Origin of the sequence: Corynebacterium marinum DSM 44953 (assembly GCF_000835165.1) — a bacterium.
Lineage (GTDB): Bacteria > Actinomycetota > Actinomycetes > Mycobacteriales > Mycobacteriaceae > Corynebacterium > Corynebacterium marinum.
In genome coordinates, this window is record NZ_CP007790.1 from 753,488 (window position 1) to 775,586 (window position 22,099).

General features: G+C 68.9%; 20 protein-coding genes and 1 tRNA gene. 12 read left to right on the forward strand and 9 right to left on the reverse strand.

Translation table 11 applies throughout. The annotated features are described in order from the left end of the window. Positions 1 to 7: 7 nt before the first annotated feature. Positions 8 to 637: a DNA alkylation repair protein gene (locus tag B840_RS03690; RefSeq protein ID WP_042621018.1), complete on the reverse strand. Its 630-nt coding sequence runs from the start codon at positions 635 to 637 to the stop codon at positions 8 to 10. A gap of 20 nt (positions 638 to 657) precedes the next feature. On the opposite strand from B840_RS03690, the gene B840_RS03695 reads away from it, so the two are divergent. Then, positions 658 to 1,788, forward strand: coding sequence for an MFS transporter (locus B840_RS03695; protein WP_042621019.1), 1,131 nt, complete (start codon positions 658 to 660; stop codon positions 1,786 to 1,788). Between the two features lie 75 nt (positions 1,789 to 1,863). Continuing rightward, on the forward strand, positions 1,864 to 2,265 hold the full coding sequence (locus tag B840_RS03700; protein WP_042621020.1) for a VOC family protein: 402 nt from the start codon (positions 1,864 to 1,866) through the stop codon (positions 2,263 to 2,265). Positions 2,266 to 2,325: 60 nt separating this feature from the next. On the opposite strand, the gene B840_RS03705 is transcribed toward B840_RS03700, so the two are convergent. The 4 genes from B840_RS03705 to B840_RS03720 all read right to left on the reverse strand — a co-directional run bounded on the left by B840_RS03705 (position 2,326) and on the right by B840_RS03720 (position 7,055). After that, positions 2,326 to 3,093 carry an SDR family NAD(P)-dependent oxidoreductase gene (locus tag B840_RS03705; RefSeq protein ID WP_042621021.1) on the reverse strand — a complete coding sequence of 256 codons (768 nt, stop codon included), beginning with the start codon at positions 3,091 to 3,093 and terminating at the stop codon, positions 2,326 to 2,328. Between the two features lie 184 nt (positions 3,094 to 3,277). After that, positions 3,278 to 4,255, reverse strand: a complete 978-nt coding sequence (locus tag B840_RS03710) for a ribose-phosphate diphosphokinase (RefSeq protein ID WP_042621022.1) — start codon at positions 4,253 to 4,255, stop codon at positions 3,278 to 3,280. 10 nt (positions 4,256 to 4,265) lie between these two features. Continuing rightward, positions 4,266 to 5,729, reverse strand: a complete 1,464-nt coding sequence (glmU, locus tag B840_RS03715) for a bifunctional UDP-N-acetylglucosamine diphosphorylase/glucosamine-1-phosphate N-acetyltransferase GlmU (protein ID WP_188656895.1) — start codon at positions 5,727 to 5,729, stop codon at positions 4,266 to 4,268. Between the two features lie 87 nt (positions 5,730 to 5,816). Continuing rightward, on the reverse strand, positions 5,817 to 7,055 hold the full coding sequence (locus B840_RS03720; RefSeq protein WP_084602763.1) for an MFS transporter: 1,239 nt from the start codon (positions 7,053 to 7,055) through the stop codon (positions 5,817 to 5,819). A gap of 117 nt (positions 7,056 to 7,172) precedes the next feature. On the opposite strand from B840_RS03720, the gene B840_RS03725 reads away from it, so the two are divergent. Beyond that, positions 7,173 to 8,192, forward strand: a complete 1,020-nt coding sequence (locus tag B840_RS03725) for an isopenicillin N synthase family dioxygenase (RefSeq protein ID WP_042621024.1) — start codon at positions 7,173 to 7,175, stop codon at positions 8,190 to 8,192. A gap of 4 nt (positions 8,193 to 8,196) precedes the next feature. On the opposite strand, the gene B840_RS03730 is transcribed toward B840_RS03725, so the two are convergent. Next, positions 8,197 to 8,268: transfer RNA gene (locus B840_RS03730), tRNA-Gln, on the reverse strand. A 79-nt stretch (positions 8,269 to 8,347) separates the two neighbouring features. On the opposite strand from B840_RS03730, the gene B840_RS03735 reads away from it, so the two are divergent. From B840_RS03735 to B840_RS03745, 3 genes are all read left to right on the forward strand, one after another. Beyond that, positions 8,348 to 8,986: a TetR/AcrR family transcriptional regulator gene (locus B840_RS03735; RefSeq protein ID WP_042621025.1), complete on the forward strand. Its 639-nt coding sequence runs from the start codon at positions 8,348 to 8,350 to the stop codon at positions 8,984 to 8,986. A gap of 33 nt (positions 8,987 to 9,019) precedes the next feature. Then, complete coding sequence (mfd, locus tag B840_RS03740; RefSeq protein ID WP_042622490.1) at positions 9,020 to 12,682, forward strand: transcription-repair coupling factor; 3,663 nt, start codon at positions 9,020 to 9,022, stop codon at positions 12,680 to 12,682. A 100-nt stretch (positions 12,683 to 12,782) separates the two neighbouring features. Beyond that, positions 12,783 to 13,943, forward strand: a complete 1,161-nt coding sequence (locus B840_RS03745) for an HNH endonuclease signature motif containing protein (RefSeq protein WP_042621026.1) — start codon at positions 12,783 to 12,785, stop codon at positions 13,941 to 13,943. A 1-nt stretch (position 13,944) separates the two neighbouring features. On the opposite strand, the gene nadA is transcribed toward B840_RS03745, so the two are convergent. Further along, positions 13,945 to 14,988 carry a quinolinate synthase NadA gene (nadA, locus tag B840_RS03750; protein WP_188656894.1) on the reverse strand — a complete coding sequence of 348 codons (1,044 nt, stop codon included), beginning with the start codon at positions 14,986 to 14,988 and terminating at the stop codon, positions 13,945 to 13,947. A gap of 98 nt (positions 14,989 to 15,086) precedes the next feature. Continuing rightward, complete coding sequence (locus tag B840_RS03755) at positions 15,087 to 16,559, reverse strand: amino acid permease (RefSeq protein WP_268236872.1); 1,473 nt, start codon at positions 16,557 to 16,559, stop codon at positions 15,087 to 15,089. Between the two features lie 41 nt (positions 16,560 to 16,600). Between B840_RS03755 and B840_RS03760 the strand changes: the two genes are divergently transcribed. Continuing rightward, on the forward strand, positions 16,601 to 17,230 hold the full coding sequence (locus tag B840_RS03760) for a MazG nucleotide pyrophosphohydrolase domain-containing protein (RefSeq protein ID WP_042621028.1): 630 nt from the start codon (positions 16,601 to 16,603) through the stop codon (positions 17,228 to 17,230). A gap of 6 nt (positions 17,231 to 17,236) precedes the next feature. Here the strand turns inward: B840_RS03760 and B840_RS03765 are convergent, their stop codons facing one another. Further along, positions 17,237 to 17,656, reverse strand: a complete 420-nt coding sequence (locus B840_RS03765) for a hypothetical protein (protein WP_052491077.1) — start codon at positions 17,654 to 17,656, stop codon at positions 17,237 to 17,239. Between the two features lie 148 nt (positions 17,657 to 17,804). On the opposite strand from B840_RS03765, the gene B840_RS03770 reads away from it, so the two are divergent. The 5 genes from B840_RS03770 (at position 17,805) to B840_RS03790 (ending at position 22,098) form a co-directional block, all read left to right on the forward strand. Beyond that, positions 17,805 to 18,593, forward strand: a complete 789-nt coding sequence (locus B840_RS03770; RefSeq protein WP_042621029.1) for a lytic transglycosylase domain-containing protein — start codon at positions 17,805 to 17,807, stop codon at positions 18,591 to 18,593. Positions 18,594 to 18,732: 139 nt separating this feature from the next. After that, positions 18,733 to 20,007 (forward strand): phosphopyruvate hydratase, encoded by a 1,275-nt coding sequence (gene eno / locus B840_RS03775; protein ID WP_042621030.1) that lies wholly within the window; start codon positions 18,733 to 18,735, stop codon positions 20,005 to 20,007. 77 nt (positions 20,008 to 20,084) lie between these two features. Then, the gene (locus tag B840_RS03780; RefSeq protein ID WP_052491078.1) at positions 20,085 to 20,579 is read left to right on the forward strand and encodes a septum formation initiator family protein; all 495 of its coding nucleotides are present in this window, start codon (positions 20,085 to 20,087) and stop codon (positions 20,577 to 20,579) included. A gap of 5 nt (positions 20,580 to 20,584) precedes the next feature. Beyond that, complete coding sequence (locus tag B840_RS03785) at positions 20,585 to 21,142, forward strand: DUF501 domain-containing protein (protein WP_042622493.1); 558 nt, start codon at positions 20,585 to 20,587, stop codon at positions 21,140 to 21,142. Beyond that, positions 21,139 to 22,098 carry a Ppx/GppA phosphatase family protein gene (locus B840_RS03790; RefSeq protein ID WP_042621032.1) on the forward strand — a complete coding sequence of 320 codons (960 nt, stop codon included), beginning with the start codon at positions 21,139 to 21,141 and terminating at the stop codon, positions 22,096 to 22,098. The genes B840_RS03785 and B840_RS03790 overlap by 4 nt, the downstream gene beginning before the upstream one ends. The last annotated feature ends 1 nt before the right edge of the window (position 22,099 follow it).

A 22,099-nucleotide genomic window follows, 5' to 3' on the forward strand; every position in this document is an offset into this window, starting at 1 on the left:
GCGGGCGTCAGAGGTATTTCGAACCCTCCCGCCGCGTCAGCGCCGACACCTCGTGCTCCGTCAGGAATCCGCGCACCCACCCCGGGTCCGTCTTCGAGTACTCGCGCAGGGCCCAGCCGATGGCCTTGTCGATGAAGAAATCGCCCGACCCGAGGTTCACCAGGATGATCCCGGCCAGCAGCCCCGTGTCCGTTGCTTCTCGACGCCCCAGCTGGTGCAGGATCGCCGCCCGGCGCACCCACATATCCCCGTCGTCCGCCCATGCCCGCATCTGCGCGGCGGTCGCGGCACGGCCGACGGGTTTGGCCAGCGCATCGACGGTGTCCCACCAGGATTTGCGCACGACGAGCGAACGCAGCCACGGGACATCGCCCTCGCGCAGCGGCGCGTCGCGGAGATGGTCGCAGGCCACGTACTGGAACTCGCGTTCCGCGGCGGCCCAGCACGCCTCGACGAGTTCGCGGTCCACCGCTTTGCGGCGCCCCCGCAGCACCTCCTTCACGGCCGCCCGCCGGGCGGGCGCCGGCACGCCCAGGAAGGGGAACCGGCCCCGCTGGTAGGCGGACATGCCCGCGGCGCGGGCAGGGTCGGCGAGGGGGCGCAGGGCGGCGTCGATAAGCGGGAAGTCGGCTGACACACAGGTAAGGTAACAGCATCATGAAGCGGAAACTGCAGCTGGGAGCGATTCTCCTGGGAGGATTCATCGGCCCGTACACGGGGCAGGCGCTGGCTGTGGTCATCCCGGAGTTCGCCGGGACATTCGACGTGAGCGTGGCGCGGGCGGCGTCGACGATGACCGTCTACCTCTTCCCGTTCGCGGCGATGATGCTCATCTCGGGCCGGCTCGTGCGCAGATTCCCGCCCCACCGCGTGATTCTCGCGGCCTATGCGGTGACCCTGCCGATGGCGCTGCTGCTCCTGGTCACACCCTCGTGGGGGATGTTCGCGGCGGCGTACGCGACGATCGGCGTCGCCAACGCCTTCACCACCCCGGTGCTGCAGAATCTGCTCCGCGCGATCTACCCGCCGGAGAGGCTGGGGCAGGCGCTGGGCACCTACGCGGCGATGCAGTCCCTGGGTATGCTCTCCGCGCCGCTCGTGTCGGGCGTGTCGAGCCTGCTCACCTGGCGGCTGACGTTCCTGGTCACGGCGGCTGCGGCCGCGTTCATCCTCATCGTCCGCCTGCCGGTGGTGCCGCCGCCCGCGCAGTCCGACAACGTCGCCGCCGGGCGGGTCCGCGTCGTGCCGACGCTCACGCACATGGCGACCAGCTTCGTCGTCGGGTGCGGCGTCATCGGCCTGGGGTTCATGACGTCGCTGCACGTCGGCGAGGTCTTCGGCCTCGGACCGGTCGGCCGCGGCCTGGTCATCATGGCCGGCGGCACGGCGGCGTTCCTGGCGTCGCGGCGCATCGGCGCGATGGCGGACCGCTACGGCATCCCCAACGTCCTGGTGCTCAGCGGCGTGCTGGCGGCGTCGGCCCTGTTCATCCTGCCCGTCGCGCCGTGGGTGGTGCTGGTCGCGCTGGTGTGGGCGGCCGCAGTCATGGCGGCGCAGGGAATGCAGGCCACGATCAACCTGGCCGTGATCCGGGGGCCTGCCGGGTCCTCGCTGATCTCCACCGTGCAGGCGTTCCGCTTCTTCGGTTCGGCGGCGGCGCCCGTGCTCTTCCTGCCGGTCTACGTCGGCATCGGAGGGGCCGCGTTCTGGGTCGCCGCGGCGGCGCTTGCCTCGGTGGCCGCCGCGCAGTGGGGCCTGGGGCGGGCGGAACTGCGGCGTGCCGCCTGACCAGGAATGTCTCGATAGGCGCACAGTTGCCGCGGACCGTGGACAGGCGCCGCGCAACGGTCCTACGCTGACCACATGACGCAGCGACTGAACCACCCGCAGATCTACATCAACCTGCCCGTGTCCGACCTGGCGGCGGCGAAGGCCTTCTACACCGCCCTCGGCTGGGACATCATCCCCGAGTACACCGACGACAATGCCAGCGCGGTGCAGGCCAGCGACGCGGTGGTGGTCATGCTGCTCAAGCGGGAGTTCTTCGCCACCTTCCACCGGAGGGAGACCGCCGCCGCCGACTCTCCCCGGGAGATGCTCAACGCTCTGGCAGTGGACACCCGGGCCGACGTCGACGAGATGATCCGCCGGGGACGCGAAGCCGGCGCGAACGTCTACAACGAGCCGAAGGAGGGACAGGAAATGTACTACGGTTCTTTCGAGGACCCCGACGGGCACGGCTGGGAGTTCGTCGCCAACGGCTGACTCACGGCGGATGCCCCGGGCCCGCCGTGTGGCGGACCCGGGGCATCGGTCGGTGCGCGGTTAGACGGCGGTGTAGCCGCCGTCGACCAGGTGGTAGGAACCGGTGATGAAGGAGGCTTCCTCGGAGAGGAGGAAGTTGACGAGGGCGACGACCTCGGGGGTCTCGCCGAGGCGGCCGAGGGAGTGCTTGGCGGCCAGCGCGTCGTAGTGCTCCTTGGGCAGGTTCTCCAGCAGCGGGGTGTTGATGTAGCCCGGGCCGACGGCGTTGAGGCGGATGCCCTTGTCGCCGTACTCGGCGGCGGCGTTCTTGGTCAGGCCGACCACGCCGTGCTTGGCGGCGGTGTAAGCGGAGTTGCCCGGGGCGGCTACGGTGCCGTGGATGGACGCCATGTTGACGACGGCGCACTTGGCGGTGTCGTCCTGCTTGAGGAACTGCTCGATCTGGTAGCGGTTGCCGTACGCGACGCCGGAGAGGTTGATGGCGATGACGCGGTCCCAGTCGTCGAGATCCATCTCGCCGACCTTGTTGGCCTTGCCGCCGATGCCGGCGTTGTTGACGGCCAGGTGCAGGGCGCCGAACTTCTCGACGGCGAACTGCACGGCCTTCTGGTTGTCCTCGCGGGAAGCGGAATCCATCTTGAGTGCGGCGGCCTCACCCCCGGCCTGCTCGATCGCGGCGACGACCTTCTCCGCGCCCTCGAGGTTAATGTCGGTGACGACCACCTTCGCGCCGCGTGCGGCGAGATCCTTGGCGATGCCCTCGCCGAGGCCGGAGGCTGCTCCGGTCACCAGGGCTACTTTTCCTGCGAAATCATTCTTGACTGTCATGATGTCCTTTCTCTGCCGCGGCTAAAGGTCCGCGGGACGGGTTGACGCTGTCGGGCGTCCACGACCAGTGTACGCGAAATCTTTGGTGACACGTCTACTAAGGCTGGTCCGGGCAGAGAAAAGCTCCCCGGGGAGACGGAACCTGATTTCTCGGTCCGTCCTCCGGGGAGCAGCTCGGGGAACTCTAGGCCTGGCCCTCGAAGAGGGTGGTCACGGAGCCGTTCTCGAAGATCTCGCTGATCGTCTTGGCCAGCAGCGGGGCGATGGAGAGGACCGTGAGGTTCTTCCAGCCCTCGGTGCTCTGCGGCAGAGTGTCGGTGGTGATGATCTCCTCCGCGCCGCAGTCGCTGAGGCGCTCGCGGGCAGGGTCGGAGAACACGCCGTGGGTGCAGGCGATGACGACGTCCTTGGCACCTGCCTCCTTGAGCACGCGGACGGCGCCGGCGATGGTGCCGCCGGTGTCGATCATGTCGTCGAGCAGGATGCAGTTCTTGCCCTCGACCTCACCGACGACGCGGTTGGAGACGACCTCGTTGGCCACCTCGGTGGAGCGGGTCTTGTGGACGAACGCCAGGGGGGCGTCGCCCAGCGTGTTGGCCCACTTCTCGGCGACCTTCACGCGGCCGGCATCCGGGGAGACGACGACCAGGTTCTCCAGGGAATACTTGTTCTTGATGTAGTCCGTGAGGATCGGCATCGCGTGCATATGGTCGACCGGGCCGTCGAAGAAGCCCTGGATCTGATCGGTGTGCAGGTCCACCGACACGATCCGGTCCGCGCCGGCGGCGGCGAGCAGATCAGCGACCAGGCGGGCGGAGATCGGCTCGCGGCCGCGGTGCTTCTTGTCCTGGCGGGCGTAGGGGTAGAACGGCAGAATGGCGGTGATGCGCTTCGCGGAACCACGCTTGAGGGCGTCGATCATGATCAGCTGCTCCATCAGCCACTTGTTCAGCGGCTGGGTGTGCGACTGGATGACGAAACAGTCTGCACCACGCACGGACTCCTCGAAACGGATGAAGATCTCGCCGTTGGCGAAGTCCTGTGCGGTGGTGGGGGTGAGCTCGTAACCGAGCTCGTTGGCCACAGCTTCGCCGAGCTCCGGGTGCGCGCGCCCGGAGAACAGCATCATGTTCTTGTGGCTTTCAGTCCAGTGGGCAGTCATGATGTGCCGCTTAACCTTCCTGGTCGTTTGCGTTATCGGTCTCCCGGGCTTTCCGCGCCGCTTCCGCGGCCGGTGTGTCCGGACGCTTCCGCTCGACCCAGCCTTCGATGTTGCGCTGCTGGCCGCCGGACACGACGAGGGCCCCCGGGGGAACGTCTTCGCGGATAACTGTACCTGCCCCGGAATAGGCGCCGTCACCCACGGTCACCGGAGCGATGAACATGGTGTCCGAGCCGGTCCGGACGTGGGAACCGATGGTCGTGTGGTGCTTGGTGACGCCGTCGTAGTTGACGAAGACGCTGGAGGCTCCGATGTTGGATTCCTCGCCCACGGTGGCGTCGCCGATGTAGGAGAGGTGGGGGACCTTGGACCCTCGTCCGATCACGGCGTTCTTCGCCTCGACGAAGCCGCCGAGCTTGCCGCCCTCGCCGAGCACTGTGCCCGGGCGGATGTAGGTGAAGGGGCCGACGGTGGCGTTCTCGCCGATGGCGGAACGCTCGCCGTGGGTGCGCACGACGGAGGCGCCGCGGCCGACTGTCACGTCGGTGAGCGTCGTGTCCGGGCCGATGACCGCGTCGTCGCCGATCGAGGTCGCGCCCCACAGCTGGGTGCCCGGGTGGATGGTCACATCCTTCCCGACGGTCACGTTCACGCCGATGAAGGTGGAGTCCGGGTCGATGACCGTGGCGCCCGCGCGCATGGCCGCCTCGACGGTGCGCCGGTTGAGCTCGCGGCCGGCCCCGGCCAGCTGCACCCGGTCGTTGACGCCGGCCAGCTCCCGGGCGTCGGCGGCGACGTGCGCACGGACCGGGTGACCGGCGGCGCGGGCGATGCCCAGCACATCGGTCAGGTAGAGCTCGCCCTGCGCGTTGTCGGAGTCGAGGCGGGTCAGCGAGTCGCGGAGAATCGCGGCGTCGAAGGCGAAGACGCCCGAGTTCACCTCGTCGATGGCGCGCTCCTCGTCGGAGGCGTCCTTCTGCTCGACGATGGCGGTCACCTCGCCGTCGGCGTTGCGGACGATCCGGCCGTAACCGGTCGGGTCCTCCATGCGCATGGTCAAGACGGTGACGGCGGTGGGGGAGGCCGTGTGGGCGTCGAGAAGCGAGCGCAGCGTCCCGGCGGTGAGCAGGGGGACATCGCCGTTGGTGACGATCACCGTGCCCTCGAAGTCCGGGATCGGCCCGAGCCCGCACTGCACAGCGTGGCCGGTGCCGTTCTGCTCCTCCTGGACGGCCTGCAGCACCTCGCGGTCCAACTCGGCCGCGACCGATTCAACGGCGGGCGAGACCTGGTCGCGCTGATGGCCGACGACCGCCACGATGTGCCGCGGGCTGATCCCGGCCGCCGCGTGCAGGGCGTGGGAGAGCAGGCTGCGGCCGCCGATCTCGTGGAGGGTCTTCTGCTTGGCGGACTTCATGCGGGTGCCGGCGCCGGCGGCCAGAACCACCACGGCGCAGTCGGTGAATGTGTGCACGATCTTCGGTCTCCTCGGGGCAATCGCGGTGCGCGTACCGGTTCAGCATATAGCCCGGGCACGGTGCCGGCGGGTAGATGCCGCGCTTCAGGCGGAGACGTCGGGCAGCCGGCGGGCGGCGGCGACGCCGACCAGGCCCACGGCCGCCAGGAAGAGCAGTGCCGCGGAGGGTCCCAGCAGGGCGACGGCGCCCGAGACCGCTCCCACTAGCAGGAGAATGACCCCCATGAGGGTGTTGGCGGCGCCGACGTAGCGGGTGCGCTCGTCGCCCTCGGCCATGTCGACGATGTAGGTCTTGCGGGCGACCCGGATGGCGGTGTGCGCCAGGTTGACCAGGAAGAACCCGGCGGGGAACACCCAGTCGTTGACCGTGGCGGACGCCCAGTGGGCGGAGGCGACGAGCGCCACGATGACGATTGACCCGGCCAGTGCCCCGTAGCTCATGACGTTGCGCGAGGAGGTGTCGGACCAGATGCCGGAGATCCGCCCGCCGAGAACGGAGGCCAGTCCGGAGGCGATGAGGAAGGCGCCGAGACCGGTCAGGCCCGAACCGGTCTCCTGGCTGAGGGTGACGATGAACGCCGTCGACAACGCGGTGACCAGCAGCAGGGAACGCACCACGACGAATTGCCGGAACTTCCGGTCCCCGGTGAACAACCCCCAGGTGTCCGCCCACCAGCCCCGCCCCATACCCCGGGGGTCGACCTCGGATTCGGGCTCCCGGATCGTCCGGAACACCACCGCGGCCAGGGCCCACGCGGCGGCGGAGGCGAAGATGAGCGCGGCGAGCAGCCAGGTGGGGGCGTCGCCGCCGAGAACTTCGAGGCCCAGGCCCACGGCCAGCGCGATGGCGCCGCCGACGGCGGCGGCCCGGCCGGTGATCACGCCGCGGCGCCCCTTGGAGATCGTCCGCCCCTGCACGTCCTTCGACGCGATGGAGCACAGGGAGCGGAAGACGGCGAGGACCGCGAGCAGGAGGGTGACCGCGATTCCGAGGGGGGCGGCGTCGAGCAGCAGGGCCGCCACGCCGATCAGCGCGGCGGCGAGGGCCTGCCCGAGGGAACCGATGACCCAGATCCGCTTGCGGGAACGCTGCGTGGTCACCCACGGCGTGAAGGCGGCCTGGGGGAGCATGGAGCCGGACTCCCGGATGGGCACGAGCAGGGCGATGAAAAATCCCGGGGTGCCCGCGGCCTGCAGCAGCCACGGCAAGACGGTCTTGGCCGCGACGATCTGGTCGCCCATGCCCTGGAGGCCGTTCGCCCAGATGAAGCGGCGCGCCGCGTGTTCCTCGTGCCCGCGGTCAGGTTTCGGGGGTGTGCTCACGCGCAACACTGTAGTGCGTCGGCGGTCGACCGAGGATGAATGAAAAAATCGCGGCGCCCCACTCCATGTCCTATCATTCCCAGACAAAGCTGTCTGTTAATTTTCAGGTGAGGAACCATGACCCCCGCGAACCCGTCCCTGCCCATCATCTCCCTGCGCAAGCTCGTTCACGGCCCCGGCCGCGAGGAGGAGATCGCCCGCCTGCGCCAGGTGACCCACGAGATCGGCTTCTTCTATCTCGCCGACCACGGCGTCCCGCTGTCCTTCCAGCACGAGATGATCGACGTGGCCAAGGAGTTCTTCGCGCTGCCCAAGGAGCAGAAGTACGAGATCTCCAACCTGGAGAACCCGCACTACCGGGGTTACGCGGAACTCGGCGACGAACGGACCCAGGGACTGGTGGACTGGCGCGAGCAGATCGACTACGGCGCCGACCTCCCCGCCGCCACCGAGGGACTGGACACCCACCCGTGGCGCCTCCTGCAGGGCCCGAACCCCTGGCCGAGCGCCATCCCGCGCATGAAGGACCTGGTGACCCGCTGGCAGGAGGACCTGGGCGAGGTGGGCATGACCCTGCTGCGCGCCTGGGCGGAGTCGCTGGGGCAGGAACGCACGTTCTTCGACGCCGCCTTCGAAGATTCCTACCCGACGATGAAGCTGGCGCACTACCCGGGCCACGACGGCTCCGAATCCGGCCAGGGCGTCGGCGCGCACCACGATTCCGGCGTACTTACCCTGCTGCTGCTCGAGGACGGCTCCTCCGGGCTGCAGGTCCAGACCGCCGGGGGCTGGATCGACGCGGACCCGATCACGGACCATTTCGTGGTCAACATCGGCGAGCTGCTGGAGGCCGCCACCAACGGCTACCTCAAGGCGACCCCGCACCGGGTGCTGCCGCCCGCGCCGGGCACGTCGCGTTTCTCGGTGCCCTACTTCCTGGCCCCGGGCCTGGACGCACGCTTCCCGCGGGTCACCCTGCCCCCGGAACTCGCCGCCGACGCCCCCGGCACCGGCGCCGACCTGTCCGACCAGGAGATCTTCGACCTGTGCGGCCGCAACACCATCAAGTCGCGCTTCCGCGCCCACCCCGAGACCACCGCGCGCTACCACGCGGAGCTCGCCGCCTCGTTGGCCTGAACGGCTTCCCCGCCAGGACTCGAACCTGGAAAGCTGGTACCAAAAACCAGAGTGTTGCCAATTACACCACGGGGAAATGCGTCCCAGAGACGCACGATCAGAGTACCCGACACTCGGCTGGGGACTAAAACCCGGCACGGGATAGGCTGGGGACCATGGTTCGACAGCGGATGACGGGCAAAGAGCGCCGGGAACAGCTCATTTCGATCGGTCGCACGGTGTTCGCCGAGCGCGGCTTCGAGGGCACGAGCGTGGAGGAGATCGCCGCGCGCGCCGCGGTGTCCAAGCCCGTGGTCTACGAACACTTCGGCGGGAAGGAAGGCCTCTACGCCGTGGTGGTCGACCGGGAGATGATCCGCCTCGAGCAGATCATCACCGACGCTCTGTCGAAGGGCCGGTCCCGGGTGCGGGTGGAGCAGGCGGTCCTCGCGCTGCTGACGTACGTGGAGGAGGAGACCGACGGATTTCTCATCCTCGTGCGCGACCTCGTGCCGGGCAAGGACCAGTCCTACGCCACCCTGCTCAACACCGCCGTGGGCCAGGTGTCGCACATCCTGGGCAACTCTTTCGAGCGGCAGGGACTCGATCCGCACGTGGCGATCCTCTACGGCCAGGCCCTGGTGGGCATGGTCTCGATGACCGCCCAGTGGTGGCTGGATGAGCGGGAGCCGGCGAAAGAGGTCGTGGCGGCGCACATCGTCAACCTGTGCTGGAACGGCCTGGCGGGAATGAGCTCCACGCCGACGCTCTCGGACGAGGTCCAGGAACAGCTCCGTCTGGCAGGGGAGAAGTAGATGGCCGGCACGACCCCCGTGAAAAATCCGGCGATGCTGGCCGGCCTGCTCAAGGTCGCCGCGACTGACCCGAAGCTCAAGGGCATGACCGCCAACGTCGGCGCGGGCAGGCTCCACCTGACAGGCATCGACCAGGTGCGCCCCTGGGCGGTGGGCGTGCTGGCGCACCACGCGCCGGTGCTGCTGGTCACCGCCACCGGCCGCGAGGCCGAGGACCTCACCGCCGAGCTGCGCGCCATGCTGGGGGAGAAGGTCGTGTGGTTCCCCTCCTGGGAGACGCTCCCGCACGAGCGCCTGAGCCCCGGCGTGGACACCATCGGTCAGCGGGCCCGCGTCCTCGATCTGATTGCCGGGGGTTCGGTGTCGGTCGTCGTCACCGCCGCCCGCGGTTTCTGCCAGCCCCTGCTCGAGACGGCCGAGGGGCGCGAGCCCATCCGTCTACGGGAGGGGGCGGAGCACGACTTCGCCGGGCTGACCGAGCAGCTGGTGTTCCGGGCCTACAACAACGTGGACATGGTGGCCCGGCGCGGCGAGTTCGCCACCCGCGGCGGCATCCTCGACGTCTTTCCCACCACCGCCGACCATCCGGTGCGCGTGGAGTTCTGGGGCGACGAGGTCACCGAGATCCGGCAGTTCTCCGTCGCCGACCAGCGCACGGACCCGGACATCGAGGTCGGGTCCCTGGAGATCTACCCGGCCCGCGAACTGCCCATCACGGGGGACATCGCGCAGCGGGCAGGCGAGCTGGCGCTCAAGCACCCCGGCAACGCGACCCTCGTGGAGCTGCTGACGAAGATCTCCGACCGCATCCCGGCGGACGGGATGGAGGCGCTGATCCCTGCGCTCGTCGACACGCGGATGGTCACGTTGCCGGAGCTGATGCCCGCGGACACCCACCTCGTGCTGGTGGGCCCGGAGAAGATCCGCACCCGCATCGCGGACCTGGCGGCCACCGACGCGGAGTTCCTCGCCGCCGGCTGGGAGGCCGCCGCCATGGGTGCGTCCGGTCCCGTCGCCGCGGAGGGCCTCGACCTGGCGGCCTCCGCCTACCGCTCCTATGAATCGCTCCAGGTCACCGCGCAGAAATCCGGGCTGCCGTGGTGGACCTTCTCCCCACCCGGCATGTTCGAGGCCGACGAGGCGGAGGTCCTGCCGCTGGACTTCGAACCCGGCCCGACCCCGCGTGGCGACGCCGCCCAGATCGCCGAAATGATGTCGCTGCTGCTCGCGCACACCACCGCGGGCGGCCGTGCCGCCTTCATCGCCCCCGCCCAGGGCGCGATCAAGCGCATGGTGGAGCGTTTCGCCGAGGCAGGCATCCCGGCGAAGACGGCCACCCCGGGCTGGGAGCCCAGCCCCGGCGAGGTCACGCTCTACCAGGCGCTCAGCCACGGCGGCGTGGTGTTCCCCAAGGTGCGCAAACACCGGGACGCAGAGGCCCTGCCGCTGGTGGTCATCACCGAAACGGACCTGACCGGCAACCGCGTCGGCGACATCGCGGGCGCCAAGCGGCGCCCCGCGCGCAAGCGCAACCGCGTCGATCCCCTGGCACTGAAGACCGGCGACTTCGTCGTCCACGAGACCCACGGCATCGGCCGGTTCCTCAAGATGGCGGAGCGGACGATCCACGCGGGCGACGAGACGTCGAGACGCGAGTACATCGTCCTCGAGTACGCCCCAGCCAAGCGCGGCCAGCCCGCAGACCAGCTGTGGGTCCCCATGGATTCGCTGGAGCTGCTGAGCAAGTACTCCGGCGGAGAGTCGCCGACCCTGTCGAAGATGGGCGGCTCCGACTGGAAGAACACGAAGAAGAAGGCCCGGGCCGCCGTCCGCGAGATCGCCGGCGAACTCGTCGAGCTCTACGCCAAGCGCCAGTCCGCCCCCGGGCACCCCTTCGCCCCGGACACCCCGTGGCAGAAGGAGATGGAGGACAACTTCCCCTTCGTCGAGACCGAGGACCAGATGCTCGCCATCGACGCCGTCAAGTCGGACATGGAGGCGCACGCCCCCATGGACCGCGTCATCGTCGGCGACGTCGGCTACGGCAAGACGGAGGTCGCCGTGCGCGCCGCCTTCAAGGCCGTCCAGGACGGCCGGCAGGTGGCGGTCCTCGTCCCCACGACGCTGCTCGCCCAGCAGCACCAGTCCACCTTCGAGGAGCGCATGGCGGGTTTCCCCGTGACCATCCGCGGGCTCTCCCGTTTCACCTCCACCGCGGAGTCGAAGGAAGTCCTCGCGGGGCTCGCCGACGGGTCGGTGGACATCGTCATCGGCACCCACCGCATCCTGCAGACCGGCGTCCGCTGGAAGAACCTCGGCCTCATCATCGTCGACGAGGAGCAACGCTTCGGCGTCGAGCACAAGGAGCACATCAAAGCCCTGCGGACGAACGTCGACGTGCTCACCATGTCCGCCACCCCCATCCCGCGCACCCTGGAGATGTCGATGGCCGGCATCCGCGAGATGACCACCATCCTCACCCCGCCGGAGGACCGCCACCCGGTCCTCACCTACGTCGGCGCGCAGGAGGACAAGCAGATCGCCGCGTCCATCCGCCGCGAGCTGCTCCGCGACGGCCAGGTCTTCTTCATCCACAACAAGGTCGCCGACATCGAGAAGAAGGCCCGTGAACTGCGCGACCTGGTGCCCGAGGCGCGCGTCGTCGTCGCCCACGGCCAGATGAGCGAGGAACAGCTGGAGAAAACCGTCCAGGGGTTCTGGGACCGCGAATACGACGTCCTCGTGTGCACCACCATCGTGGAGACCGGCCTGGACATCGCCAACGCCAACACCCTCATCGTGGAGAACGCCCATCACATGGGCCTCTCGCAGCTCCACCAGCTCCGCGGCCGCGTCGGCCGATCCCGCGAGCGCGGCTACGCCTACTTCCTCTACCCCAAGGGCGCGACGCTCACCGAGAACTCCTACGACCGCCTGGCCACCATCGCCCAGCACAACGACCTCGGAGCCGGCATGGCCGTGGCGATGAAGGACCTGGAGATGCGCGGGGCGGGCAACGTCCTCGGCGCGCAGCAGTCCGGCCACATCGCAGGCGTCGGCTTCGACCTCTACGTCCGGCTCGTCGGCGAAGCCGTCGAGGCGTACAAGGCGCTGGCCCGGGGCGAGGCGCTCGACGCCACCGACCAGGGTCCGAAGGAGATCCGCATCGACCTTCCCGTCGACGCGCACATCCCCGAGTCCTACATCAACTCCGAGCGGCTGCGCCTCGAGGTCTACCGCAAGCTCGCCGCCTCCCACAATGACACGGACCTGCAGCTGGCGGTCGAGGAGATGGAGGACCGTTTCGGTCCCGTCCCCGAGGTCGTCTCCCGGCTGCTCTCCGTCGCCCGCCTGCGCCACCAGGCCCGGCGCGCCGGGGTCTCCGAGATCATCGTGCAGGGCACCCGCATCAAGGTCGGTGCCGTCGAGCTGCCGGACTCGAAGCAGGTGCGGCTCAAGCGGCTCTACCCGGGTTCGTCCTACCGGGCCGCCGCGAAGGCGATCCAGCTGTCCTTCCCCAAGGCCGGCCGCGGCGCCGGACAGCCCAACCTCCGCGACGTCGAGCTCATCCAGTGGATGGCGGACTTCCTCTCCGCCATGTTCGACGTCGCCGAGGTCGACGTCTCCGGCGGGGTCGTCGCCCCGGAGGCACCGGCTAAAAAGCAGGTCTTCAGCGTCACGGAAGTCAAGCGCTAGGCAATTCGGGTCACCCGTGCCTGTGGATGACCCCGGGTAGTCCACAGGCACCGCCCTCAGCTTATCGACGCCCTCTTCCCCGCCCCCTACTCTCCGGGGCATGGATGTCGTGACCGCACTGGAAGCCCTCGGGGGCCAGGGAGTCGCGCTGCTCGATGCGATCCACTCCGGGCAGCTCGACCGCCGCCGCCTCATCGACCTCGGACACCCCTTATCGACTGCGGCCAAATGGACCAACCTGGCTGCCATCTTCTTCGGTCCGACCCGTTCCCGCCGCCGCCAGGCGGCGGCCGTTGCGGCGGCGCGCGAGGGGCGCCTGTCGATTGACGCGATGGTGGTCGTCGATAAGCATGCGCGGAAACTACTCAAGGATGCGCCCGTCGACGTATGGGAGCTGCGCGCCGAGCTGTGCGCGCTGACCGGCACAGTCGACGAGATCGACCGGGCCGCCGCGGCGCGGGTGCGTGATCTCAACCGTAGGGTCACCGACGCCGAGAAGAAGGCCTTCGGCCGGCGTTCGCTCAAGGGCGGCAAGAACTCCGACGCCCAGGGGCTGCGCACCGTCACCGTGACCCTGCCCGAGCGCATGATGGCCGATATGCTGGCGCCACTGCGGGATACCGCCGGGCGGCTGCGTAGCGATAACCCGCTACTCAGCTACGAGCAGGCCATGGCCGATGCCGTGGTGGCGCACGTCTCGGGCGGTGCGGGACCGGCGGCGCCGGGGAAGTTCACCCCGCTGGTGGTCATCGGCCTGCCCGACTGGGCGAAGCTGCAGCACAACGAGGGCGACGAGACCGTCTTCGCGCTCACCGACGGGACCACCATCACCGGCGCCGAGCTCGTTCGCGGCCGGATGGCGGAGCACCACCTCGTCGGCGTCTACGACCCTGTCGAAGGCCCCGTCAACCTCTACCGGGAGAGCCGCCTGGCGAACACCAAACAGCGCACCCTGCTCTCAGCGGAGACGATCCTCTGCCCCAACCCCGGGTGCACGACCTCAGCCGCCGAATGCCAGGTCCACCACCTGGCGGCCTGGAAGTTCGGTGGCGACACCAACCTGGGCAACCTGTCCATGGCGTGCAAGGTGCACAACGCCCGCAACGACGACGATCCGGACGACCCGCCCCGCAACGGGCGACTGGCCCGCGCCCCCGGCAGGATCGTGTTCCACCCGCCAGACGGGAGACCGGCCGAAACCAACCGGCACCCCATCCGGGAACTCTCCGCGGCCGGCCTGGTAGCCGTCGGCCGTTGCTGACCTACTCCCCGAGGCCCGGCTGCCCCACGGCGATCATGCGCTCGAGCGAGGCGCGGGCCGCGTCGGCGGTGTCGGCGGGCACGTCGACCTCGTCTGCGCCTAAGGCGAGGGCGCGCAGGAGCGCGGCGGGGGTGATCATCTTCATGTAGGAGCAGGAGGCGCGGTCGTTGACTGCCCGGAAGTCGATGTCCGGGGCGGTCTTGCGCAGCTGGTGGAGCATGCCGATCTCGGTGGCGACGAGGACGGTGCCCGAACCCTGGCGGTCGGCGGCGTCGAGCATCTGGCCGGTGGAGAGCATGTGGACGCGTTCCGGCTCGACGATGCCCTCGCCGGCGAGGTAGATCGCGGAGTTCGCGCAGCCGCACTCCGGGTGGATGTAAAGGTCCGCCTCGGGGTTTTCCGCGGCGCGGCGGGCCAGCTCGGGGCCGCTGATGCCCGCGTGGACGTGGCATTCGCCGGCCCAGATGTGCATGTTCTCTCGGCCGGTCTCGCGCTTGACGTGGGCGCCGAGGAACTGGTCCGGATTGAACAGGATCTCCTTGTCGGCGGGCAGGGAGTCGACGACGTCGACCGCGTTGGACGAGGTGCAGCAGACGTCGGTGAGCGCCTTCACGTCGGCGGTGGTGTTGACGTAGGAGACCACCAGGGCGTCGGGGTGCTCTGCCTTCCACTCGGCGAGCTGCTCCGCGGTGATGGAGTCGGCCAGGGAGCAGCCGGCGCGCTCATCCGGGATGAGGACGGTCTTCTCGGGGGAGAGGATCTTGGCGGATTCGGCCATGAAGTGGACGCCGCAGAAGACGATGACGTCGGCGTCGGTCTCCGCGGCGATGCGGGAGAGGCCGAGGGAGTCACCGGTGTGGTGGGCGATGTCCTGGATTTCGGGGATCTGGTAGTTGTGGGCCAGGATCACGGCGTTGCGTTCCGCGGCGAGGCGCCTGACCTCGGCCGCCCACTCCTCATCGGCCTCGAGGCCGGTCCAGCCTTCAGGGCCGTCGACGACCCTGTCGAGCAGCGGGGATGCGAGCGGGGACAGTTTCTGAGCCACGATTTCTCCTTCTAGCCCGGGTTGGACGGAACAAGTATCCCAGACGAACACGTCGCGGACGAAATACCTCCGCTCCAGCTTCGGCCGCGCCGGGGTGTCTACAGGCTGAGCGTGCCCTGCGACAGCCCCCACACCGCGCCGCCCGCCGCCGCGAGGAGCAGCGCCACGACGGCCCATTCGAAGGTGTTGAACAGACGCTCGCTGGCCTGCAGCCTCGTCCATACGTAGGGGACCAGTCCGGGGAGGACGGCCAGGGCCCCGAAGAGCAGGTAGGTGAGGTCGGCGGCATAGAAGAGCCAGCAGGCGTAGAGGAGGGCGACGACGCCGACGACCAGATGCCGCCGGTTGTCCCCGCGGGAGACGGTGGGGCCGCTGTCGTCGAAGAGCTCGCCGGCGTGGGGGTGGGAGAATCCCCGCCCGCGTGCCGCGAGGAGCACCAGATACAGGGCGGAGAAGAGGTAGGGAACGAGGTAGAGGACCGTCGCCAACTGCACCATGGAGATGTAGGCGGTCTCATTGAGGAAGAAGATCACCACAGTGATCTGGATGACCACGCTGGATGCGAGCTGGGCGGCCCAGGGTGCACCGGCGATGTTCACGGCCCCGAGGCGGCGGGGCAGCAGGCCGTCGAACGCCATCATCGCCACCGGTTCCGCGCAGAGCATCTGCCAGGAGACGTAGGCGCCGAGGACGGACAGGCACAGCCCCAGCGAGATCAGCGCCGCGCCCCAGGGGCCGACGACTACCTCGAGGACGGAGGCCATGGAGTTGTCGGGGAGCGCGGCCAGCTCCTCCTGGGTGAGTACCCCGTAGGAGAGGGTGGACACGCTGACCAGGAGTGCCAGGACGGTGAGGAAGCCGATGATGGTGGCCCGGCCGACGTCGCGACGCGACCGCGCCTGTTTGGAATACACGGAGGCGCCCTCGATGCCGATGAACACCCACACGGTGAAGAGCATGATCCCCTGGACCTGATCGAAGACGGAGCCGGTCGACCCGCCGGTCGACCAGAGGTCCAGGGTGAAGCGCTCCCAGCTGAAGCCGAGGAAGGCCACCAGGACGATGAAAGCGCCGATGGGCACCAGCTTGGCCACGGTGGTCACGGCGTTCATGAACGCGGCCTGTTTCACGCCCCGGGAGAGCACCGCGAAGATGGTCCACGTCAGGGCGGAGACGGCCACGGCCGTCGCGACGGGGTGGTCGGGTCCGAAGACCGGGACATAATGGCCGATCGTGTTGAAGAACAGGGTGGCGTAGCCGACCTGGGCGATCACTGAGCCGAGCCAGTAGCCCCAGCCGGAGGCGAAGCCGATGTAGTCGCCCAGGCCGGCACGGACATAGGAGTACACGCCCGCGTCGAGGTGAGGCCTGCGCACCGCGAGAACCTGGAAGACGAAGGCGATGGCGAGCATGCCCACGCCGGAGAGCACCCAGCCGATGAGCATCGCGCCAGGCCCGGCCGCTGAGGCAACGTTCTGGGGGAGGGAGAATATTCCGGAGCCGATGGTGGAGCCGATGATCAGGGCCACCAGGCTCCACATAGTCACGGTGTGCGTTCGGTTGGTCGTCACGGGTTCACAGTAGTGCGCCGCCGGGGATTTAGGATGGGCACATGACTGTGCTTCTTCTCGACGACCGCTGGCCCTCCCTCATCCCCCTCGAGGCGCACGGAAGGCTCGGCGGGCCGGTGGAGTTCACGGAGGAGGTGCCCGTCCGGGTCCGCTGGAACTTCCAGGATCTGGTCGCGGCGCAGGGTCCCGGGGTGCTGGTGAGCACCAACGAGGCGGATCCCCGGGTCCGTTCGCGCGTCCGTGCCGGGGAGCCCCTCATCGTCGCCGAGTCCCGCCGCGAACCGGTGCACCAGGCGGTGCGGGCGATGACGCGGGCCTGCTCGATGGGGGAGTGGGAGGCGGCGCAGACGCACCGCTCGCTGCTGCCCTACCTGGCGGAGGAGGCGCAGGAGTTCGCGGACCAGGTGGTCGCCTGGGAACAGGACGGCGATGAACGCGCCCTGCTCGGGGAGTTGGGCGACGTCCTGCTGCAGGTGCTGTTCCACGCGGAGATCGCCGCGCGCCGGGGCGCCTTCGATTTCCAGGCGGTGGCGGAGAGCTTCGTCGACAAGCTCCGGTCGCGCTCGCCCTACCTCTTCGACGGGAGCACGGGAGTGGTGCCGGCGCAGGAGCAGGAGAGGTTGTGGGCGAAGGGGAAGGCCCGGGAGAGGCAGATTCCCCCGGGCCGTTAGTGGCCTCTACTGCTGGGGCACGAGGGTGCTGGACAGGTTCTCCAGGATGTCCTGGACGTCGTTGATGTTCGGGATGTTCTCCAGGCCCGGGATGGAGCTGCCCGGGAAGAGCTCCGGGTCCGGCTTGACGGTGCCGCACTCGACGGCCATGTCGGCGATCTGGCCGGCGTACTGGGCGCTGACCAGGTAGGTGCTGGGGTCGGTGATCGTCCAGGGCTTGGCCTCGTCGCGGATCTGCTTGGCCAGGTCGGAGCGGGTGGTGTTGTCGTCGATGTCGAAGAGCGTCTTGAGGGCAGGGCCGACGAGTCTGCAGTCGGCGGCGGCGATCGCGTTCGCCACCAGGTCGGTCTGGGCGGAGGCGGCCGGGGCGAGGCCCGCCACGGCGATGGCGGTGACGGCGGCGGTGGCGAGGGTACGGCGGAGCATGGGGGACACCTTTCAACGGGAGGAACTGTCACCGACACCCTATGTTCCCTGTGGGGCAGATGTGATGGAAGTGGCAACTTGGGGTGAGTCCCGGGGGTGCCCGGGGCGGGAGGGCGGCCAGTTTTCCGATGCCGTAGGATCGGCCCTCATGAGTGGCGGAGTCAGACGGGCGACCGGTTGCGGTCTTGGGGTGGTTCTGGCGATCATCATGGTCATTTCGCTGATCGGATGGCTGCTGTCCTTCCTGGACATTTCCGGCCCTGCCCGTCAGCTGCAGCCGGTCCCGGACAACGTCCCGCCCGCCGCCGGCGCGGAGGTGCCGGGCATCGATATCCAGGCTTCCGGCCGCACGAGCGACAAGCTGGCCTTCTGGTCGGAGCCGCTGGCGGAGTCCACCGGCGTTCCCGGCGCGGCGCTGCGCGCCTACGGCAACGCCGAGCTCATCGCGCAGGACGCCTGGCCGGGCTGCAACCTGAAGTGGAACACCCTCGCGGGGATCGGCTGGGTGGAGTCCCGCCACGGCACCTACTCAGGCAGTTATTTCGACCGCAGCAGCATCAACGATCTCGGCTTCGCGGAGCCGAAGATCATCGGTATCCCCCTGGACGGCGGTCCCGGCGTGGCGGAGATCCGCGACACCGACGGCGGCCTGCTCGACGGGGACACCGAGTTCGACCGCGCTGTCGGCCCCATGCAGTTCATCCCGGAGTCGTGGGGCCGCTACGGGCGCGACGCGAACGGGGACGGGGTGGCGGATCCCCACCAGATCGACGACGCCGCCCTCGGCGCCGCCAATCTGCTGTGCAACGGCGGGCGGGATCTGTCCACGCCGGAGGGCTGGAGCGCCGCCATCTACTCCTACAACCGCTCCGAGCAGTACCTGATCGACGTGCGCGACGCCGCCGCTTCCTATGCGCTGGGCCAGCCCGCGCGATAGGGGGTGCCCCGGTCAGCCCCGAATCGCGGGGGTTGGTGGCCCCTGGGCGTTGGTTTTCTGGAACAATCGGTACGGGCGCGTGGGTTTCGCGCGCAACGCTGACGATTGCACACCTCACGATGGCTATAGGAGGCCCCAAGTGGCTGACATCATTCACGTTTTTGCCCGAGAGATCATGGATTCCCGTGGTAACCCGACTGTCGAGGCAGGCGTCGTGCTCGACGACGGCACCCTCGCCACCGCAGGAGTCCCCTCCGGCGCCTCCACCGGCGTCCACGAGGCGCACGAGCTGCGTGACGGCGGCGACCGTTACCTGGGCAAGGGCGTGCTGAAGGCAGTCGACAACGTCAACGAGGAGATCGCGGACGAGCTCGCCGGCCTCGAGGCCGACGACCAGCGACTCATCGACATGGTCATGCTGGAGCTGGACGGCACGGAGAACAAGTCCCGCCTCGGCGCCAACGCCATCCTGGGTGTCTCCATGGCAGTGGCCCGCGCCGCCGCCGAGTCCGCCGGTCTGCCCCTGTACCGCTACATCGGCGGCCCGAACGCCCATGTCCTGCCGGTCCCGATGATGAACATCCTCAACGGTGGCGCACACGCTGACTCGGGCGTGGACGTCCAGGAGTTCATGATCGCACCGATCGGTGCGGAGACCTTCGCCGAGGCGCTGCGCGTCGGCGCCGAGGTGTACCACACCCTCAAGGGCGTCATCAAGGACAAGGGCCTGTCCACCGGCCTGGGCGACGAGGGTGGTTTCGCACCGTCCGTCGAGTCCACCAAGGCTGCCCTGGACCTGATCGTCGAGGCCGTCGAGAAGTCCGGTTACAAGCTGGGTGAGGACGTCGCCCTGGCGCTGGACGTCGCCTCCTCCGAGTTCTTCAAGGACGGCAAGTACCACTTCGAGGGCCGCGAGCTCTCCTCCGAGGAGATGTCCAAGGTCTACGAGGACCTGGTCAACGAGTACCCGATCGTCTCCATTGAGGACCCGCTGGATGAGGACGACTGGGAGGGCTACATCGCCCTGACCGCCGCCATCGGCGACAAGGTCCAGTTGGTCGGCGACGACTTCTTCGTCACCAACCCGACCCGCCTGCAGGAGGGCATCGACAAGAAGGCCGCCAACGCCCTGCTGGTCAAGGTCAACCAGATCGGCACCCTCACCGAGACCTTCGACGCCGTCGAGCTGGCCCACCGCAACGGCTACCGCACCATGATGTCCCACCGCTCCGGCGAGACCGAGGACACCACCATCGCCGACCTGGCCGTCGCCCTGAACTGCGGCCAGATCAAGACCGGCGCCCCGGCCCGTTCCGAGCGCGTGGCCAAGTACAACCAGCTCCTGCGCATCGAGCAGGAGCTCGGCGAGGCCGCGGTCTACGCCGGCCGCTCCGCTTTCCCGCGCTTCAAGTAGTTCCGCCCGCTTTTCGACGCCCCGGCTGCCCCGCGCAGCCGGGGCGTCGGCGGTGATGGCCTATTATCGGAAGAACTATGGCGTCAGAATCCCGCTCCCGTTCCAGGCACACTGTGCCGGTCGTCTCCCGTGCTGCCGACAACCAGCCGCGGCGGCCGAAGCGGCCGAAGGTCCGGCTGAGCACCGCCGAGATCGGCGTCCTCGTCCTGGTGACGATCCTCGTCCTGGTCACCATCGCCGTGCCGCTGCGCAACTACTTCCAGGGCCGTTCCGAGATCGCCCGCCTCAACGAATCCGTCGCGGCGAAGCAGATCGAGAAGGACCGCCTGCTGGGGGAGATCGAGAAATACGAGGACGAAGCCTACATCCGGGAACAGGCGCGGCGTCGATTAGGACTCATTGAACCCGGTGAGATCCCTTTCCGGGTCATCGACCCGGGCATGGAGGCGGACTCCAGCGTGACCACCTCCGCCGACGAGCTCGCGGCGGAGCTGAGCTGGTACGAGATGCTGTGGGATTCCATCGCAACCCCGCCCGCAGACGACCCCGGCGGCGTGCTCATGGAAGAATGATCGCCATGACTGTCAACAATGCAGACTTGGCGGCCGTCGAGAAGCAGCTGGGACGCGAGCCTCGAGGGGTGCTGGAAATTTCCTACCGCAGCCCCGACGGCGCTCCCGGCGTGGTGAAGACCTCACCGCGGCTCCCCGACGGAACCCCGTTCCCCACCCTCTACTACCTCACCGACCCGCGCCTGACCGCCGAGGCCTCACGGCTGGAGGTCGCCCACGTGATGAAGTGGATGGAGGAGCGGCTGGCTTCCGACGAGTCCCTCCAGGCCGACTACCGCGCCGCCCACGAGCACTTCCTCGCGGAGCGCAACGCCGTTGAAGACCTGGGCACCGACTTCTCCGGCGGCGGCATGCCCGACCGGGTGAAGTGCCTCCATGTCCTCATCGCCTACGCGCTGGCGGAGGGGCCGGAGCGGGTCCGCTTCGGCACCGAGGCGGTGGCCCTGGCCGCCGACCGGGGAGGACTGCGCGGCACGGCTGTCCCCGCCGACTGGCCGACCTGCGAGTCGCTGGGCTTCGACGCCCACCAGTTCGACGAGCTCTACCAGGAGGCTGCCAAATGACCCGTGTGGCGGCCGTCGACTGCGGCACCAACTCCATCCGCCTGCTCATCTGCGACGTCGTCGGGGGCACAACCCGCGAGATCACCCGCACGATGGAGATCGTCCGCCTCGGACAGGGCGTCGACGCCACCGGCGAGCTAGCTCCCGAAGCCATCGAACGGACCCGGCAGGCGCTGGAGCGTTTCGTCGGCATCATGGAGTTCGAGCAGGTCAAGGCCGTCCGCATGGTGGCCACCTCCGCGACCCGGGACGCCGCCAACCGCGACGACTTCTTCCGGATGACCGCCGAACTCCTCGGCCGCATCACCCCCGGCGCGCAGGCCGAGGTCATCTCCGGCGACGAGGAGGCAGCCCTCTCCTTCCGTGGCGCGATCACCGACCTTGACCCCGAATCCGGCCCGTTCTGCGTCATCGACCTCGGCGGCGGTTCCACCGAGTTCATCGTCGGCACCGCCGACGGCGAGATTCTCGGCGCCCACTCCTCGCAGATGGGGTGCGTCCGCCTCACCGAGCGCATCATGCGTTCCGACCCGCCCACCGACACCGAGACCGAGATCGCCGCCGAGTACGTCGCCGAGCGGCTCGCGGACGTGGTGAAGATCGTCCCCGTCGCCAAAGCGAAGACGATCGTCGGCGTCGCAGGAACCTTCACCACCCTCTCCGCGCTGGCACAGGGGTTGGAAACCTACGATCCCCGGGAAATCCACGGATCCGTCCTGCGCTTCTCCGCCCTGCGCGTGCTCACCCGCGAGGTGAGGAACCTCTCCGCCGAGACCCGCGCGCTCAACCCCGTCGTGCACCCCGGCCGCGCTGATGTCCTCGGCGGCGGCAGCATCGTCGTCGACGGCATCATGACCATGCTTGAGCGGGAGACCACCGCCGATAGCTTCGTGATCAGCGAGAAGGACATTCTCGACGGCATCGTCGCCAGCCTCGGGGACACGATCCGGGTCTGAC

Excerpts from the sequence above, each read along its gene's own strand:
- B840_RS03725 (WP_042621024.1), top strand. The coding sequence starts at position 7,173 with ATGACCCCCGCGAACCCGTCCCTGCCCATCATCTCCCTGCGCAAGCTC.
- B840_RS03770 (WP_042621029.1), top strand. The coding sequence starts at position 17,805 with ATGAGTGGCGGAGTCAGACGGGCGACCGGTTGCGGTCTTGGGGTGGTT.
- B840_RS03705 (WP_042621021.1), bottom strand. The coding sequence starts at position 3,093 with ATGACAGTCAAGAATGATTTCGCAGGAAAAGTAGCCCTGGTGACCGGA.
- B840_RS03745 (WP_042621026.1), top strand. The coding sequence starts at position 12,783 with ATGGATGTCGTGACCGCACTGGAAGCCCTCGGGGGCCAGGGAGTCGCG.
- B840_RS03785 (WP_042622493.1), top strand. The coding sequence starts at position 20,585 with ATGACTGTCAACAATGCAGACTTGGCGGCCGTCGAGAAGCAGCTGGGA.
- B840_RS03695 (WP_042621019.1), top strand. The coding sequence starts at position 658 with ATGAAGCGGAAACTGCAGCTGGGAGCGATTCTCCTGGGAGGATTCATC.
- B840_RS03765 (WP_052491077.1), bottom strand. The coding sequence starts at position 17,656 with ATGCTCCGCCGTACCCTCGCCACCGCCGCCGTCACCGCCATCGCCGTG.
- B840_RS03780 (WP_052491078.1), top strand. The coding sequence starts at position 20,085 with ATGGCGTCAGAATCCCGCTCCCGTTCCAGGCACACTGTGCCGGTCGTC.
- B840_RS03735 (WP_042621025.1), top strand. The coding sequence starts at position 8,348 with ATGGTTCGACAGCGGATGACGGGCAAAGAGCGCCGGGAACAGCTCATT.
- B840_RS03760 (WP_042621028.1), top strand. The coding sequence starts at position 16,601 with ATGACTGTGCTTCTTCTCGACGACCGCTGGCCCTCCCTCATCCCCCTC.
- mfd (WP_042622490.1), top strand. The coding sequence starts at position 9,020 with ATGCTGGCCGGCCTGCTCAAGGTCGCCGCGACTGACCCGAAGCTCAAG.
- B840_RS03790 (WP_042621032.1), top strand. The coding sequence starts at position 21,139 with ATGACCCGTGTGGCGGCCGTCGACTGCGGCACCAACTCCATCCGCCTG.
- B840_RS03700 (WP_042621020.1), top strand. The coding sequence starts at position 1,864 with ATGACGCAGCGACTGAACCACCCGCAGATCTACATCAACCTGCCCGTG.
- B840_RS03710 (WP_042621022.1), bottom strand. The coding sequence starts at position 4,255 with ATGACTGCCCACTGGACTGAAAGCCACAAGAACATGATGCTGTTCTCC.